At 70.6% G+C, this 14,830-nt stretch carries 11 protein-coding genes and 4 pseudogenes; 6 read left to right on the top strand and 9 right to left on the bottom strand.

Annotation, left to right across the window (positions count from 1 at the left end):
- Positions 1 to 4: 4 nt before the first annotated feature.
- On the bottom strand, positions 5 to 937 hold the full coding sequence (locus tag ACZ7MF_RS08385) for an AraC family transcriptional regulator (RefSeq protein WP_471475289.1): 933 nt from the start codon (positions 935 to 937) through the stop codon (positions 5 to 7).
- Positions 938 to 1,050: 113 nt separating this feature from the next.
- Here ACZ7MF_RS08385 and ACZ7MF_RS08380 point away from each other — a divergent pair, with 113 nt between their 5' ends.
- The gene (locus ACZ7MF_RS08380) at positions 1,051 to 1,734 is read left to right on the top strand and encodes an NAD(P)H oxidoreductase (RefSeq protein WP_471475288.1); all 684 of its coding nucleotides are present in this window, start codon (positions 1,051 to 1,053) and stop codon (positions 1,732 to 1,734) included.
- 42 nt (positions 1,735 to 1,776) lie between these two features.
- Here the strand turns inward: ACZ7MF_RS08380 and ACZ7MF_RS08375 are convergent, their stop codons facing one another.
- From ACZ7MF_RS08375 to ACZ7MF_RS08360, 4 genes and pseudogenes are all read right to left on the bottom strand, one after another.
- Positions 1,777 to 2,667: a GNAT family N-acetyltransferase gene (locus ACZ7MF_RS08375; RefSeq protein WP_471475286.1), complete on the bottom strand. Its 891-nt coding sequence runs from the start codon at positions 2,665 to 2,667 to the stop codon at positions 1,777 to 1,779.
- 106 nt (positions 2,668 to 2,773) lie between these two features.
- Positions 2,774 to 3,619 (bottom strand): inositol monophosphatase family protein, encoded by an 846-nt coding sequence (locus ACZ7MF_RS08370; protein WP_471475285.1) that lies wholly within the window; start codon positions 3,617 to 3,619, stop codon positions 2,774 to 2,776.
- A 97-nt stretch (positions 3,620 to 3,716) separates the two neighbouring features.
- On the bottom strand, positions 3,717 to 5,564 hold the full coding sequence (locus ACZ7MF_RS08365) for a gamma-glutamyltransferase family protein (protein ID WP_471475283.1): 1,848 nt from the start codon (positions 5,562 to 5,564) through the stop codon (positions 3,717 to 3,719).
- Positions 5,565 to 6,268: 704 nt separating this feature from the next.
- Positions 6,269 to 6,391: pseudogene (locus tag ACZ7MF_RS08360) on the bottom strand (IS5/IS1182 family transposase); the annotation flags it as partial.
- A gap of 304 nt (positions 6,392 to 6,695) precedes the next feature.
- Between ACZ7MF_RS08360 and ACZ7MF_RS08355 the strand changes: the two are divergent.
- Positions 6,696 to 7,088 (top strand): VOC family protein, encoded by a 393-nt coding sequence (locus tag ACZ7MF_RS08355; protein ID WP_471475282.1) that lies wholly within the window; start codon positions 6,696 to 6,698, stop codon positions 7,086 to 7,088.
- A 2-nt stretch (positions 7,089 to 7,090) separates the two neighbouring features.
- Positions 7,091 to 7,222, top strand: a pseudogene (locus tag ACZ7MF_RS08350) (IS5-like element IS4811 family transposase); the annotation flags it as partial.
- A gap of 649 nt (positions 7,223 to 7,871) precedes the next feature.
- On the opposite strand, the pseudogene ACZ7MF_RS08345 reads toward ACZ7MF_RS08350, so the two are convergent.
- From ACZ7MF_RS08345 to ACZ7MF_RS08335, 3 genes and pseudogenes are all read right to left on the bottom strand, one after another.
- A pseudogene (locus tag ACZ7MF_RS08345) lies at positions 7,872 to 8,992 on the bottom strand (IS630 family transposase).
- Between the two features lie 447 nt (positions 8,993 to 9,439).
- Positions 9,440 to 10,131: pseudogene (locus ACZ7MF_RS08340) on the bottom strand (IS5 family transposase); the annotation flags it as partial.
- 160 nt (positions 10,132 to 10,291) lie between these two features.
- The gene (locus ACZ7MF_RS08335; protein WP_471475280.1) at positions 10,292 to 10,759 is read right to left on the bottom strand and encodes a MarR family transcriptional regulator; all 468 of its coding nucleotides are present in this window, start codon (positions 10,757 to 10,759) and stop codon (positions 10,292 to 10,294) included.
- Positions 10,760 to 10,912: 153 nt separating this feature from the next.
- On the opposite strand from ACZ7MF_RS08335, the gene ACZ7MF_RS08330 reads away from it, so the two are divergent.
- A complete protein-coding gene (locus tag ACZ7MF_RS08330) occupies positions 10,913 to 11,683 on the top strand; it encodes a transposase (protein ID WP_471475279.1) in 771 nt (256 codons plus the stop codon).
- 119 nt (positions 11,684 to 11,802) lie between these two features.
- Here the strand turns inward: ACZ7MF_RS08330 and ACZ7MF_RS08325 are convergent, their stop codons facing one another.
- Complete coding sequence (locus ACZ7MF_RS08325) at positions 11,803 to 12,267, bottom strand: MerR family transcriptional regulator (RefSeq protein ID WP_471475278.1); 465 nt, start codon at positions 12,265 to 12,267, stop codon at positions 11,803 to 11,805.
- Positions 12,268 to 12,353: 86 nt separating this feature from the next.
- On the opposite strand from ACZ7MF_RS08325, the gene ACZ7MF_RS08320 reads away from it, so the two are divergent.
- On the top strand, positions 12,354 to 13,298 hold the full coding sequence (locus tag ACZ7MF_RS08320; RefSeq protein ID WP_471475276.1) for an NAD(P)/FAD-dependent oxidoreductase: 945 nt from the start codon (positions 12,354 to 12,356) through the stop codon (positions 13,296 to 13,298).
- Between the two features lie 6 nt (positions 13,299 to 13,304).
- A complete protein-coding gene (locus tag ACZ7MF_RS08315; RefSeq protein WP_471475275.1) occupies positions 13,305 to 14,810 on the top strand; it encodes a DHA2 family efflux MFS transporter permease subunit in 1,506 nt (501 codons plus the stop codon).
- The last annotated feature ends 20 nt before the right edge of the window (positions 14,811 to 14,830 follow it).

Below are 14,830 nucleotides of genomic sequence, written 5' to 3'. Positions count from 1 at the left end.
GGGTTCAGGCCGCCGCCGCGGCGCGGAACGTGCTGGGGCTCTGGCCCCGGTGGCGTTTGAAGGCTGCGCTGAAGCCGAAGGCGTCGGCATAGCCGACGGACCTGGCGATCCGGGCGATGCTGAGGTCGGTGTCGATCAGCAGTGCCTCGGCGTCGGCCATCCGGCATTCGGTGAGGTAGGCGAGCGGCGGGCGGCCCATCAGCTCGGTGAAGCGCTTGGCGAACAGCGCCCGGGAGACGCCCGCCCGACCGGCGAGCGACGCGACCGTCCAGGACTGGGCGGGCCGGTCGTGGAAGGCCTGAAGGGCGGGGGCGAGGACCGGGTCGGCCAGACCGCGGTACCAGCCGGGCGCGTCGGCACCGGCCTGGTCGAACCAGTTGCGCAGCGTGCAGACCAGGGCCCAGTCGAGGAGCCGGTCCATCAGCGCCTGGGACCCGGCCGAGAGCCGGGCGGCGTCGGCCGCGGCCGTCTCCAGCCAGGCACAGACCTCGACGTCCTCGTTGATGACCAGGACGGGCGGCAGGGTGCGCAGGAGCCGTTCGTGGCGGTGGCCCGAGGCGCGGTAGGCGCCCACGATCAGCGCCGTCGCCCCGTCCGGATCGGTGCCCCAGCGGATGCCGCCGAGGTCCTGGGCGGTGCACTCGGGATCCGCGGTGAAGCACGCGATCTCGTACTCGGTGTGCGGGTGGTCGACCGTGGCCGGCCGGTCGGCGAGAAGGAACGGCGCGGGGCCGCGGACGAGGGCGGTGTCGCCCACGCCGACCGCCCGTCGGGTGCCGTCGGGCAGCAGCAGGGTGCCGCCGCCGCGCAGCACGCTGACCATGGTGAGCGGTGCGCCGTCGGTGAAGCGGATGGTCCAGGGCGCCGTCAGTACGGCGTGGCTGACGACCGAGCCCTCGGCCCGGATGCCGCTCAGCAGTGAGCTCAGGGGATCCACGCCGGCCATCGTAGACGATCTCTTATGTTTCCAAGAGTTTCTCCCATGGATCATCCATGCGGCCCGGACTGTACTGGACTCGTCGCACTGACCGAGACCAGCCGGGAGACCCCGTGACGCAGCACAGCAGCAGCAACGCCAGGACCGCCCTCGTGGTCGTCGCGCACCACCGCGCCGACTCCCTCACCGCGCACACGGCCCGTCGTACCGCCGAGCGGCTCGAGGCCGCCGGATACCGCGTCGACCTGCTCGACCTGCACGCCGAGGGTTTCGATCCGCGGATGAACACGGCGGACCAGCCGGACTGGGGCGACCGGGAGAAGGCGTACTCGGACGAGGCGCACGCCCACATGCGGCGCGTACTCGACGCCGACGTGGTCGTCGCCGTCTTCCCGGTGTACTGGCAGAGTGTGCCCGCCCTCCTCAAGGGATGGATCGACCGCGTGTGGAACTACGGCTTCGCCTACGGCCGCAGCAAGCCGCGCCTGGCGGGCAAGCGCATGCTCTGGCTGGGCCTGGCCGGTGCCACCGCCGACGATCCGATCACCGAGGCGATGCACTCCCTGCTGGAGACCAACCTCAGCGAGGGCATCGCCTACTACTGCGGCTTCTCCCACTCGGCCGTCGGTCTGCTCACCGACGCCGAGGAGCGCCCGCAGCGCGTCGACGCCGAGGGCAGCCTGCTGGTCGGCGACGCGGTCGAGGGGGCCGAGCGGGAGGCGCAGTACGCCGACTTCGACCGTCGTGCGCGGGAGGCGGTGGAGAAGTTCCTCGCCGCGGAGGGGGTGGCGGCCTGACGGCGGGAGCCCCGCGCGGCGCGACCGGTGCGGGCCCGGTCGTCACAGGTCGAGCTGGTACTCCAGGGCCCGGTGCGTGGGGGCGTAGCCGAGCGCGTCGTTGATGCGGCGCATGTGCGTGTTGCTGTCGGCCGTGTCGGTGACCAGACCGGTGAGGTCGGGGTGCTGGGCGCGGGCGAGGCGGATCGACTCGGCCTTCATCCAGCGGCCGAGGCCGTGGCCCCGGTGCTCGGGCAGCACACCGGTGCCGTAGTGCAGCCCGTCGCCCTTGCCGTCGCCCGGCACGACGAACTCCGAGAAGCCCGCGATCGAGCCGTCCGCCTCGTCGAGGACGGCCACCGTGGTGAGCTGCTCCCCGCGGTCGGCGACGGCCCGGGCGGCGGCCAGGACCCGCTCGACGTCCCAGGCCACCACGCCGTAGTCGGTGTCGTCCATCGGCATGTCGTCCATCGCGCGGCGCGAGTCGGCGAAGGTCCCGGCCAGGTCGTCCGGGACGGTGCCGCGCCAGGACACCAACCGGTAGCCGGGGTGCGGCCGCCCGACGATCGCGTCGGTCTCCTCGGCCCGGCCGCCGCCCGTCCCGCTCAGGTCGAGCCGGGCGTACGTCAGGGCCAGCACCCTGCGGAAGCCGCTCGCGGCGAGGAAGTGGTCGCCGGGCGTGTCCGCGTCGGCCTGCGCCACGACCGACCGCCGGCCGGCCTCCCGCGCGGCGGCCACCGCCGAGCCGAGGAGCCGCGACCCGACCCGTCTGCGCCGCTCCGCCGGATGCACGTGCAGCGTCAGCTCCGCCAGGTGGTCCTGCCCTTCGCGGGTGAACACCCGCAGGAACGCGTGCCCGAGCGGACCGCCGTCGTCCCCGCAGGCCAGCCAGGCCAGGCGATGGGCGGAGGGGGTGCGGGCGGGGTCGGTGAGAGCGGTGACGTGCAGGGACAAGGTGACTCCGGTCGGTCGGCGACGGCTGCCTGGACCGACAGTCGACCACGCGACGGGCCGCCGGGGCACCGGATTTACCGGGCGGCGGCCGACGCTCCCCGGGGGATCAGGCCTCGCCCGACAGCAGTGCCACCACCTGCCGGGCCGTGGCCGCGTCGCGGGCGGCGGTGAACGGCAGTTCGTTGCCCCCGGTGATGCGGAAGGGCTCGCCGGTGCGGGTCAGGTGGGTGCCGCCCGCCTCCTCGACCAGGAGGAGTCCGGCCGCGTGGTCCCACGCCGCTTCCCAGGAGAAGGCGGTGGCGTCGGACTCGCCGCGGGCGACGGCCAGGTACTCCAGGCCCGCGGAGCCGCAGGGGCGGGGGGCCACACCCGGGGTGCGCAGGGCGAGCAGGTCGCGCTTCTGCTCGTCCGTCGTGTAGTCCGGGTGCGACGTGGCCACCCGCAGGTCCCGGCCGGGCTCGGGCGGCCCCGCGTACAGCCGCCCTCCGTCCAGGAAGGCGCCCCCTCCGCGTACGGCCGTGGCGAGCCGGTCGTCGGCCGGGGCGTAGGTCCAGGAGGCGTGCACGACGCCGCGGTGGGCGAGCGCCACCAGCGTGCAGAAGCCCTCCTCGCCGCGCACGAACTGCCGGGTCCCGTCGACCGGGTCGACGATCCACACCGGGGCCTCGCCGCGTATCGCCCCGTACGACGCCGGGTTCGCGTGCACCGCCTCCTCGCCGACCACCACCGAGCCGGGCAGCAGGCGGGGCAGGGCCTCCGTGAGGTACAGCTCCGCCTTTCGGTCGGCGTCCGTCACCAGGTCGTGCGGGCCCGCCTTCTGGTCGACCTCGTGTGCCGCGAGCCGGCGCCAGCGCGGCATGATCTCCTGCGCGGCCGCCTTGCGGACGGCCTCCTCCACGTCGTCGCTGTGCCGGGCGAGAAACTCGTCGATGGTTTCGTTGTCCTCGATCATGACTCCATGAGAGCACGCGCCACTGACAATCCCCACCCGGGTGGTGTACTCCGGGTGGAATCGGCACGAACATCGGGTGCACGCGCGTGCGTGCCGGTCAGCGGCCCACGGCGTACCCCTGCATGCCGCGCGGGTTCGCCGCCGCCGACAGCACGCCCGTCTCCGGGTCCCGGGCGACGGCGCACAGCCGGCCCTCCGACCACGCCTCCCCCACCGTCACGTCGTGCCCGCGGCGCCGCAGCTCCTCGACGACCTCGGCCGGCATGCGGGACTCCACGGTGACCGAGCCCGCCCGCATGCCGCGCGGGAAGAAGGAACCGGGGAAGCTGTCGTTGTGCCAGTTCGGGGCGTCGATCGCGCCCTGGAGGTCGAGACCGCCGCGCACCCGCGCGCGCAGCGCGACCGCGAGGAAGAAGTGTGTCTGCCACTGGTCCTGCTGGTCGCCGCCGGGGGTGCCGAAGGCCATGACCGGTACTCCGTCGCGCAGGGCGATGGAGGGCGTGAGCGTGGTGCGCGGGCGACGGCCCGGCGTGAGCGAGTTGGGCAGGCCCTCCTCCAGCCAGGTCATCTGGAGCCGGGTGCCGAGCGGGAAGCCCAGTTCGGGCACGACGGGGTTGGACTGGAGCCAGCCGCCGCTGGGCGTGGCCGAGACCATGTTGCCCCAGCGGTCCACGATGTCGAGGTGGCAGGTGTCGCCGCGGGTGCCGCCGTCGGCGGCGACGTCCGGCTCCCCGGGCACCGGGGACTTCGGGCTCTTGGCGACCGTCGGTTCACCGACGCCGAGGGCGTCGAGGCCCTCGCCCTCCACGGCGGCGACGAGCGCGTGGGCAGCGAGCCGCGGGACGCGCCCGCCCGGGGCGCCGGGACGCAGTTCGAAGGAGGCCTTGTCGCCGACGAGTCGCCGCCGCGCCGCGTTGTACTCGGGCGACAGCAGCTCGTCGAGCGGTACGCGGTCCGCGCCGTCGGCGTCGCCGTACCAGGCCTCCCGGTCGGCCATGGCGAGCTTGCAGCCCTCGACCAGCAGGTGGACGTAGTCGGCACCGCCGTGGCCGGGCAGTTCGGGCGGGAGCAGCGCCAACTGCTGGAGCAGGACGGGTCCCTGGCTCCACGGTCCGGCCTTGCACAGGGTCCAGCCGTTCCAGTCGTACGTCGCCGGGGCCTCGTAGTGCGCCGACCAGCCGGCCAGGTCGGCGGCGGTGAGGGTGCCGGTGTGGCGTTCGCCGCTGGTGTCCAGGGTGGGCCGCCCGGCCTGCCGCACGAGGGCCTCGGCGACGAACCCGGAGCGCCAGATCTCCCGCGCGGCGTCGATCTCCGCCTCCCGGTCCCCCTTGGGGCCGGCCGCGCCGGTGGCCTCGGCGAGCAGCCGCTTCCAGGTGGCGGCCAGGGCCGGGTTGCGCAGCAGCTCGCCCGGGCGGGGCGGACGGCCGCCGGGCAGGTAGACCTCGGCGGAGGACGTCCACTCCGTCTCGAACAGCTCCCGGACGGTCTCGACGGTCTCCGCGACGCGCTCCACGGGAGCGTGCCCGTGCTCGGCGTAGCCGACGGCGTACTTCAGCACGTCTGCAAGTGACTTGGTGCCGTGGTCGCGCAGCAGGAGCAGCCAGGCGTCGAAGGCCCCGGGCACGGCGGCGGCGAGCGGTCCGGTGCCGGGGACGAGGTCGAGACCGAGCCCCTTGTAGTGCGCCACCGTGGCCCCCGCCGGGGCCACACCCTGCCCGCACAGCACCCGCACCTCGCCCTCCGCCGGCGCGAGCATGATCGGCACCTCCCCGGCGGGCCCGTTGAGGTGCGGTTCGACGACGTGCAGCACGAAGGCCCCGGCGACGGCGGCGTCGTAGGCGTTGCCCCCGTCCTCCAGTACGGCCATGGCCGACTGGGAGGCCAGCCAGTGGGTGGAGGACACCATGCCGAAGGTGCCCTGGAGGGTGGGACGGGTCGTGAACATGGGGCCTCTCACCTCGCTGTGTACGTGTCGCGGCCCAGGGGGATGGGCGCTCAGGACGGGGCCTGGGGAGAATCTGCGGAGTTTGCGCCGGCGGCCTCCTTCTCCCGTTCCCCCGGAAGGCTATCGATCGCCCTGCGCCCCTTCTTCCCCGCCTCCGGCACGAAGTGGGCGTAGTGGTCGAGGGTGATGGCCGGGGACGAATGCGCCAACTACTTTGCGAGGGTCACGACCGACTCCCCTGCATCGAGGACGAGCGGCGCATACGGGCGGTGGGTCGGCGCAGGCCGGCAAGTTCGTCGACGTAGCGAGTGGGGTGCCGAGGAAGAGGTCGGCCCGGCCGTGGACGGTCTCGGGCGTGGCGAGACGGCAGGTCCATGCGCCGGAAAGGCCGTCGGGGTCGCGTTCCGACGTGCGGCTCCGAGCCCGCCGCGGGATTGCTTGGTCCATGACGTGCGGGCCCACTGCACCGCTGTCTCGACGAGCCTGGTCCCGCGGCATGCCGGTAGCCGGCCGCTGCTCCGTTTCCGCGGGGGCCGTCCGTGACAGGCCGCGCCGGGCACCGACGGCGCGGGCGTGCCCAAGTAGTCCTGGGCAAGGTCGGGTTGGCCGAGGCGGTCCGAGAGTACAGCGATCCGGCAGAGGCTCTGTGGCGTAACACGTACGCCGGTTAACCTGCTCTCCACACACGTGCGGTCTAAAAGGTCCTAACAAAGGCGTTGGACGTGGCGGTGGGTGATCAGGCAGACGGCGAGGCCGAGGAAGGCTTCGTGGATGTCGTCGCGTCGTTCCCAGCGGATACGCAGGCGGCGGAAGCCGTGGAGCCAGGCGGATGGGTGGGCCGCGCAGCGAGGTTCTCGCCGGGGCGAGTCCCTTTCCGCGCGGCCTCCCGCCGAACCGGACATGACGGTTTCCCTGTCATCCGGCTCTCCAATGATTACGGCGTGAATGGTTTGACAGACCGTTCTGAGTGGATTCGGTCGTGGCAGGTATCGCATGCCACGACAGTCTTGCGCTCGCGTCCCGTAGGCGATCCCACGTTCGTCTCTGCTTGTACGTTCTAGTGCTGTGACCGGAAACGATCACCGGGTAAATGCCGCGTGCTGCTTGATCGGTTCCGTAGACTCGGCCGCCATGGAAGCATCGTTGTCCTTCGTCCATCACCTGGGCGTGTTTGCTTCAGACTTCGAGGCGGGTGAGCGGTTTTACACCGCTGCGTTGGAGCCGCTTGGAATCAGCGCCTGCTATCGGGCCGACGGCGTGGCCGAGTATTGGCATCCGAAGCGGGACACGCCGTCGCTGTCTCTGGAGCGTGCAGAAAAGGTGACTGTCGCCACCAGGGGGATGCACATCGCGTTCACGGCGGGCAGCCGGGACGCGGTGGATGCCTTTCATGTGGCTGCGGTGGCGGCCGGGGGCACATCCTGGCACGCTCCTCGCTCATGGAGCGAGTACCGCGCCTATTGTTCGTTCGTCAGCGATCCGGACGGCAACAACATCGAAGCCGTTCACAAGGAGATCCCGTAGCGGTCGTCGAACGCTCACACGCCTGGATCATGCACGCCCGCCGCCACGCGCGCGACTGCGAACGGCTCATCCAACACTCGGAATCGCTCATCACCTGGGCCGCGATCACCATCATGACCAGGCGAATCACCCGCCGAAGCTCCCGCAGAAGCGGCCAGCCGGCATCCCGCGAAGCCCAGCAGAACTGATCGTTCTCAAGGTCAGCCATCACCTTGGTCCTGACCTGGCCGGAAATACGGCCCTGAGCACCACCGTCCCACCGGCGACGAAGCCTGTCAGCGACTACCTGCACCAGGCGTCGGGGCAGCACCAGTTCGAATCCTGAGCCGTCAGATCCTGGCCTCAGTCCTCGTCAACTTCGATCGGAGAGAACCCGACGCCGCTGCAGTTTTCACAGACCTCTCCGTCCCGCTCTCCGCTGCCGTGACACCAACCACAGAGGCCATCGTGCCAGGTCGTCCCATCCAGGGCATGATGCGGCCGCGGATAGTGAGTATCCGGAAGAAGACACTCCACCCGCGAGTTGGCATGACGACGACCGCACATGTCAGTGCCAGGTCGACGACGTTGACTCTCCTGAATGATTGCCCTCCGTCACCGGTCCGCCGGATCGCCCCTGGAAACTGTCAGAAGCCAACCTACTCTTCCCGCTTCGCCAGCCGTTCGCCGTCCACCCCTGGCAAGTCTCGGACTCCAAGGAATCTCCCCTGCCAGCGCAAGAGGCCCACCAACCGACGACTCCCAACCTGGGCCGACGCCGGCGGAGGGATCGAAAACAGGCACCTAAGCAGCTTCGGTAATCGGCCGTCCGCCCCAGCGGGTGCCCTTCTCGCTGCGGACGCGAGCACGCTCCTTCCGCTGGGCGGCCAGTACGTCGGGATGGCGGGCATTCTTGTTGCGCCAGCACAGGTAGGCGTGCAGGGCCCGGGTCTGTGTGGTGTCGTTGCGGTGGTGGGAGTTGGCGACGGTGAACTGCCGCAGCGGCCCGAAGTGGGCCTCGATCGGGTTGGCCAGGACGCGTAGGTCGGGGTGAAGCAGAGCTCGACTCGGTTCTTCGTCGCCCCGGCGCGGATCTTCGCTCCCTTGTGGGCGGAGAGGTTGTCCAGGATGACGTAGATCGGGGCGCCGTCCGGGCGGGCCGCGCGGATCGACTTCAGTGCGGCCAGGGTGTCGTCGGCACCCTTCTTGCGGCGGTTGACACCCCAGAGCGTGTCGTCGCCGATGGCGTAACAGCCGTGGAAGTAGCGCACTCCGTGGGTGCGGTGGTAGGTCGCCGGGTGCCGCTCAGAGCGTCCCTGCTCGGCCCAGCACGACCCGGCGGTGGGCCGGATGCCGAGCGGACCGAACTCGTCGAACGCGAAGACGCGGTCCGGGAAGCGCTTCAGGACATGGTCGATGCGGTCAAGCTTGGCGTCACGGTCGGGGTCTGGGGACTCCTTCCAGGTCTTGGCGCGCTGGAAGGTGATGCCGCGGCGGGCGAGCAGGCACCGTAATGCCTCGCGGCCGATGCGGATCACGCGGCCGTGGACGCGGCGCAGGTAGGCGGCGAGTTTACGGATGGACCAGCGGGTGAAGGGCTGGCCGAGCTTGGTGGGGCGGGTGGCGGCCGTCTGGATGACGAAGTCCTCGTCGTCATCGCTGAGCAGGCGGGGACGGCCTCCCGCCCACTGAGGGTCCAGGCAGGCCAGGCCGATCTCGTTGAATCGGTGGATCACGTCCCGGACGGTGTCCTCGTCGGCCTGGACCAGCTTCGCGATCACCGGGACCCTGCTTCTGCCGGCCGAGGCCAGCAGCATCATCGCGCGCCGGTAGCGCACCGAGTTGGTGCTGCCGCGGCGCACGATCTGCTGCAGCTTCTGCCCCTCCTGGTCGGTCAACCTGCGCACACGGACAGGCTCTGCCACCTCACCCCCAACAGTCGGATCCGATGTCCCCGTGCACCCAACAGCTGCAGCCGCCGACCCGGCAAACCTTCCCGGTCAGAGCACTAGCGCGACGTAGGCGTCCCACTCATCTCCTTGAATGCCCTCGCTGGGCATCGCTCCACGTTCCGGAGGTGCACCGGATAACGATCGAGTCCAATGCAGAGCGTGGCGCCGGCTTCAGTCGTCTTTCCGGCGGATGAAAGCTTGCATCTTCTGGAGATTGGGCTTCAAACAATCCAGTCTTCGCCATACCGCGCGGGCCGCCCAGCACACCGTCTCCGACAACTGAGCCCGGTCACTGGTTTTCTGACATGCTGTTGTCCCCTTCACCTTTCGGATCCAGGTAAGTCATCCGGCCCAGAAACCTCGTTCCGAGTTCCTCCCGGCTGAACCGGGGATACAAACAGAGCGCCTCGTGGCGCACGTCGTGCGCTCGACAATGTAGCGGAACATGCCCAGGCCGGTGCCGTGCGGCTCGCCCCGTCTCGCGATCACGGGGCGGATCCCGCGCTGCCAGAGCAGGCGGCGGTACTTGTCGTGGTCGTAACCGCGGTCGGCCAGCAGCGCGTCGGGGCGCCGGCGAGGTCTGCCGACCCGGCCCGCGACGGCGGGAATCTTGTCGAGCAGCGGCTCGAGTTGGGTGACGTCTTTGCGGTTGCCGCCGGTCAGTGACACCGCGAGCGGGATGCCCTGTCCGTCGACGATGAGGTGGTGCTTGCTGCCCGGCCGTGCGCGGTCGACCGGGCTCGGACCGCTTTTGGGCCCCGTCGCGCCGCACGGACGTGCGAGGAGTCGATCACCGCCCGTTCCCAGTCCAGCTGGTTCGTCGAGCGCAGCTCGTTCAGCAGCAGCTGGTGGAGCTGGTCCCAGACGCCGGCCTCGTTCCAGGCCGCAAGGCGCCGCCAGCAGGTCATGCCCGAGCCGAAGCCGAGTTCCTGGGGCAGGTACTCCCACTGGATGCCGGTGTGCAGGACGAAGAGGATGCCGCACAGGGCCTGGCGGTCCGGCACCCGCGGTCTGCCCTCGGCCTTCTTCGGACCCGGCTTCGGCAGCAACGGCTCGATAAGCGACCACAGTTCATCCGACACGATCCACGGCCGCGACTGACGGTTTCCCATGCCCAGACGTACGAGCAGAGAGGCCGACAGACTCATGATCAGCAGCTTTTTGTTAGAGCCAGTAAGGGATGTCCCGCAAAGATCAGTTTGCGCATTCGGCCCCAAGACGTGTTCGAGATGTGGTCATGCCCGGGGTGTTCTGCCCCGGGCTCGCGGCCTGTCAGGCGGCCGTCCCGCCCGCGTTGCGGATCAGTCGCTGGAGCACCTTCAGCGTGGTGACGTAGTCTGCGTCGTCGATGCCCTCGTGGAGGACGGCGACGATCGAGGGCGCGAGGCCGGCAATGTCGACGCGGGCCTGTTCTCCCTCTGTGGTGAGCCACAGCCGTTTCTCGGCGTCCCGGGTCAACCAGCCGCGCTCCAGCATCACTTCGGCCTCCGCCGCCAGATCGTCCTCGGGCCGGATGTAGGAGGCCATGGCCTGCCGCAGCTCGGGCAGGGTCATCCCCTCTCCGTCAGGCGAGATGTCGTTCTTCGACAGGTTGCGCAGCAGCCAGAACTGGGGCTGGGTGTAGCCCTTTTCGGCCTGCCGGGCCCGTATGTACGCGATGAGCGCCTCGTAGGCGACACCGGTCCAGTACGCGGCGGGCTGGCTGGCGAGTTCGGCGTCGGAGAGCTGCTGGGTCGTCATGGAAGGTCCCCTCCCAGTACTTCAGTGTGGAGCCCGCACACCGTGCAGGTCATGCGAAGAACGTAGGACCGCAAGTGCGGTTGAGGTCAAGTGAGTGATCTGGATCCTGGAAGGCTGCCTGTCGCACCTGATCGCAGGTGGGACGACCTTCCGGTGGCTAGCGTGATCACGGCATTGGAACCGTCATGGATAGCCCCGTTTGCCGGGCTGAGCCCGCGCCGCTTCAGCAAGTTAGTGACGGCCGTACGCCGCGAAACTGCGGCCGGCGGACATCGCGGCCGACCGTGGAGCCTGTCGCTGGAGGACCGGATCTTGCTGGTCGTTGTGTACTGGCGCACCAACTTGACGATGCGACAGCTCGCGCCGCTGTTCGGTGTCTCGAAATCAGCGGCCTACCGGATCATCGACCACCTCGGCCCGCTCCTCGCGCTCCAGTCGCGCCGGCGGTTCGCGAAGGCCACCGTGCTCGTTGTGGACGGCACCCTCGTGCCCACCCGCGACCACGCGATCGCCGAGCAGTCGAAGAACTACCGCTACTCCACCAACCACCAGGTCGTCATCGACGCCGACACCCGCCTGGCCGTCGTGGTCGGCCGGCCCCTGCCCGGCAACCGCAACGACTGCCGAGCCTGGGAGGAATCGGGGGCGAAGGACGCCGTCGGCAAGACGATGACCATCGCGGACGGCGGCTATCCGGGCACCGGCCTGGTCATGCCGCACCGCTGCGCGAAGGGACAGGCCGAACTCCCGCGCTGGAAGCGGGAACACAATCGTTCCCACAAGCAGGTCCGTGCCCGCGTCGAGCACGTTTTCGCCCGGATGAAGAGCTGGAAGATCCTGCGTGACTGCCGCCTCAAAGGCGACGGCATCCACCACGCCATGCTCGGCATCGCCCGCCTGCACAACCTCGCCCTTGCAGGCTGAGAGAAGCGCCCGACCCACGGGGACCCGCATCGGCACGGCGGACGGTTCCCGCGCGGACGGCCCTTTCCCGCTCCTCCCGGCGCCGTCGCGGTCCGCGGTCAGTGGTCAGTGGTAAGTGGTCAGTGGTCCACGGGGCGGGGCGCCGGGCCCTCGGCCGGTACGCAGGCGGGATCCTCGTCCTCGCGCGCGAGCTGCTGCACCAGCCCGCGGAAGCCGGGGCACTGGGTGAAGTCCTCCGCCCGGCAGTCCAGGGCGTGCTCGATCAGCGTCCGTGACGCCACGATCTCCTTGATCCGTCTCTCCAGCTCGGCATGCTGCCTGCGCAGCAGCGACCGTCGCTCGTCCGGGCTGGGGGCGTCCAGTACGGCGCGCAACTGCTCCAGGCTGAAACCGGCGGCCTTGCCCCGCACGATCATCGCGACCCGTGCGATGTGACGCGAGGTGTAGCGGCGACGGCCGTTGACCCGCTCCGCGGGCGGCAGCAGGCCCGTGGCGTCCCAGTGCCGCAGGACGTGCGCGCGCAGCCCGAACCGCTGGGCCAGCTCGCCGATGGTCATGGATTGCTCGTCCGTGCTTGACTTCATGTTGACATTAACTTGCAGAGTTGGGTTCAGGTCAAGCGGACCGAGAGGCCTCGGGACGAGTACGGAGCGAAAGGACGGTATCGAGCATGCTGGACACGATCATCATCGGCGGCGGCCCCGCCGGAACGTCCGCGACGCTGACCCTGGGACGAGCCCACCGCACGGTGCTGCTCGCCGACAGCGGCCAGGGGCGCAACGCTCCCGCGGAGGCCGTGCACAACTTCATCACCCATGACGGAACGCCGCCGGAGCGCCTGCGGGAGCAGGGCGCGGAGAACCTGAGCCACTACCCGACGGTCGAGCGGCGCGCGACCGAGGTCTCCTCGGTGCGCCGCGTGGGTGAGGACCACTTCGAGGTCGACCTCGCGGACGGCGGCACGGCCGAGGCGCGCCGGCTGCTGCTCGCCACCGGCCTGCGCGACGAGCTGCCCGACCTGCCCGGCACGGCCGAGCTGTGGGGCAGGTCGGCGTTTCACTGCCCGTACTGCCACGGATACGAGGCCAGCGACTCCCGGATAGCGGTGCTCGGAGCCGGCCCGGAGCGGGTCCGCCTGGCCCTGCACCTGAGCCGTTTCACCGACACCATGGCCCTGTGCACCGGTGGCGAGCCGCTCGACCCCGTGATGCAGATCGTCCTGGAGGCCAACCGCATCGCCGTCCACACCAAGGCGGCGGTCCGGCTGGAGGGCGCGGGCGACCGGCTGCGCCACATCGTCTTCGAGGACGGCACCTCCCTGGAGCGGGACGCCGTCTTCATCAAGACCACCCTGCGTCAGCGGGCACCCTTCGCCGAGCAGCTCGGCTGCGTCCTCTTCCCGGACGCCTGCGTCGAGGTCAACGAGTTCGGCCAGACCAGCGTCCCGGGCGTGTACGCCGCCGGCGACATGGCCCGCCGGGCCACCGTGCCGGTCCCGCTCGCCGCCGTCGTCGCGGCCGCCGCCAGCGGAACCGTGGCCGGCACGGTCATCGACCAGGACCTGGTGAGCGTCGACTTCAAACTTCCCAACCCGTTCGCGCCTGGGAGGGCCTGACCGGACATGTCCGAAAGCACCCCTACCCCCACCGGCGACCCGTCCGCCGGCCCGGCGGCGGACGCCGCTCCGGGCCCGGCGCACCGGAGCAACGTTCCCCTCGCGACGGCCGGTCTCGTTCTCGGCATCCTGCTGTCCGTACTGGACCAGACGGTCGTCGCCATCGCCCTGCCGGACATCACCGCGGACATCGGCGGAGCCGCCTCCTTCAGCTGGGTCGTCACGGCCTACGTCCTGGCCTCCACGGCGACCGGCACCCTCTACGGCAGGGTCAGCGACCGCTACGGCCGCCGCAACGTGTTCATCGCCGCCGTCGTCCTGTTCTGCGTGGCCTCGCTGCTCTGCGGGATGGCCCAGAGCATGCCGCAGCTGATCGCCGCCCGGGTGCTCCAGGGCATCGGAGCGGGCGCGCTCTTCGTCATTCCCACCGTCGCCCTGTCCGAGTTGTATCCGCAGCACCTGCGCGGCAAGGTGCAGGGCGCCACCGGCGCCGTCTTCGCACTGGCCAGTGTCGGTGGCCCGCTGGTCGGCGGGGTGGTCACGGACTCGTTCGGCTGGCGCTGGATCTTCTTCGTCAACATCCCGCTCGGCATCCTGTCCATCGCCCTGTGCGCCTACGCGCTGCGGCTGCCCAGGGCGGCCGCCCGGGACCGGGTGGACCTGGCGGGTTCGCTGCTGCTCATCGGCGCCGTGGTCAGCCTGCTCATGATCACCGAGTGGGGCGGACGCGAGTACGACTGGGCGTCCGGCCAGATCGCCGGGCTGACGGCGGCGTTCCTCGCGCTCGTCGCGCTGTTCGTGTGGTGGGAGGGCCGGGCCCGCAACCCGCTGCTGCCGCTGCGGCTGTTCACCAACCGCACCCTGCGCCTCACCCTGCCGGCCACGGCCGTCCTCGGGATGCTCCTGTACGGCTCCATCGTGTTCATGCCGACCTTCCTCCAGGCGGCGTACGACATGAGCGCCACCGAGGCGGGGCTGGCGCTCAACCCGTACTTCATCCCGTTCGTGGTGGTCTCCGCCGTCGCGGGCGGCAAGGCGGGCGCCAGCGGTCGCTTCAAGCCGTACCTGCTCACCGGGGCCGTGGTACTGGTCGTGTCCTTCCTGCTGCTGAGCCTGGTCGACGCGGACAGTCCGTACGTCCTGGTGGCGGCCGAGATGGCGGTGCTGGGCTGCGGATTCGGCCTGCTGATGCAGAACCTGGTCGTGGTCAGCCAGAACGCCGCGGCACCGCCGGACCTCGCCGCGACCACCGCCGCCAACCTGTCCATCCGCGGCCTGGGCATGGCCATCGGTGTCGCCCTCTTCGGCAGCCTGCTCGCCCGGGAGACCGGTGAGGGCCCGGTCACCCCCGAGGCCACCGCCACCGCGATCCCGGAGGTGTTCGTCTGGGGCGTGCCGGTCGCGGCCCTGCTGGTCCTCCTGATCATGCTGCTGCCCCGTCCCAAACCCGCCGGATCGGGCCAGGAGCAGACCTCCGGGTCGGCCGCCGTGCCGGGGCCCGGCACCGCCTGAACAAGCCATCCCCCTCCCCC

It is taken from the genome of Streptomyces sp. NPDC111628 (genome assembly GCF_055635195.1).
This window is presented reverse-complemented; position numbering and strand designations above follow the sequence as displayed.

Excerpts from the sequence above, each read along its gene's own strand:
- ACZ7MF_RS08355 (WP_471475282.1), top strand. The coding sequence starts at position 6,696 with ATGGAAGCATCGTTGTCCTTCGTCCATCACCTGGGCGTGTTTGCTTCA.
- ACZ7MF_RS08325 (WP_471475278.1), bottom strand. The coding sequence starts at position 12,267 with ATGAAGTCAAGCACGGACGAGCAATCCATGACCATCGGCGAGCTGGCC.
- ACZ7MF_RS08365 (WP_471475283.1), bottom strand. The coding sequence starts at position 5,564 with ATGTTCACGACCCGTCCCACCCTCCAGGGCACCTTCGGCATGGTGTCC.
- ACZ7MF_RS08320 (WP_471475276.1), top strand. The coding sequence starts at position 12,354 with ATGCTGGACACGATCATCATCGGCGGCGGCCCCGCCGGAACGTCCGCG.
- ACZ7MF_RS08335 (WP_471475280.1), bottom strand. The coding sequence starts at position 10,759 with ATGACGACCCAGCAGCTCTCCGACGCCGAACTCGCCAGCCAGCCCGCC.
- ACZ7MF_RS08370 (WP_471475285.1), bottom strand. The coding sequence starts at position 3,619 with ATGATCGAGGACAACGAAACCATCGACGAGTTTCTCGCCCGGCACAGC.
- ACZ7MF_RS08315 (WP_471475275.1), top strand. The coding sequence starts at position 13,305 with ATGTCCGAAAGCACCCCTACCCCCACCGGCGACCCGTCCGCCGGCCCG.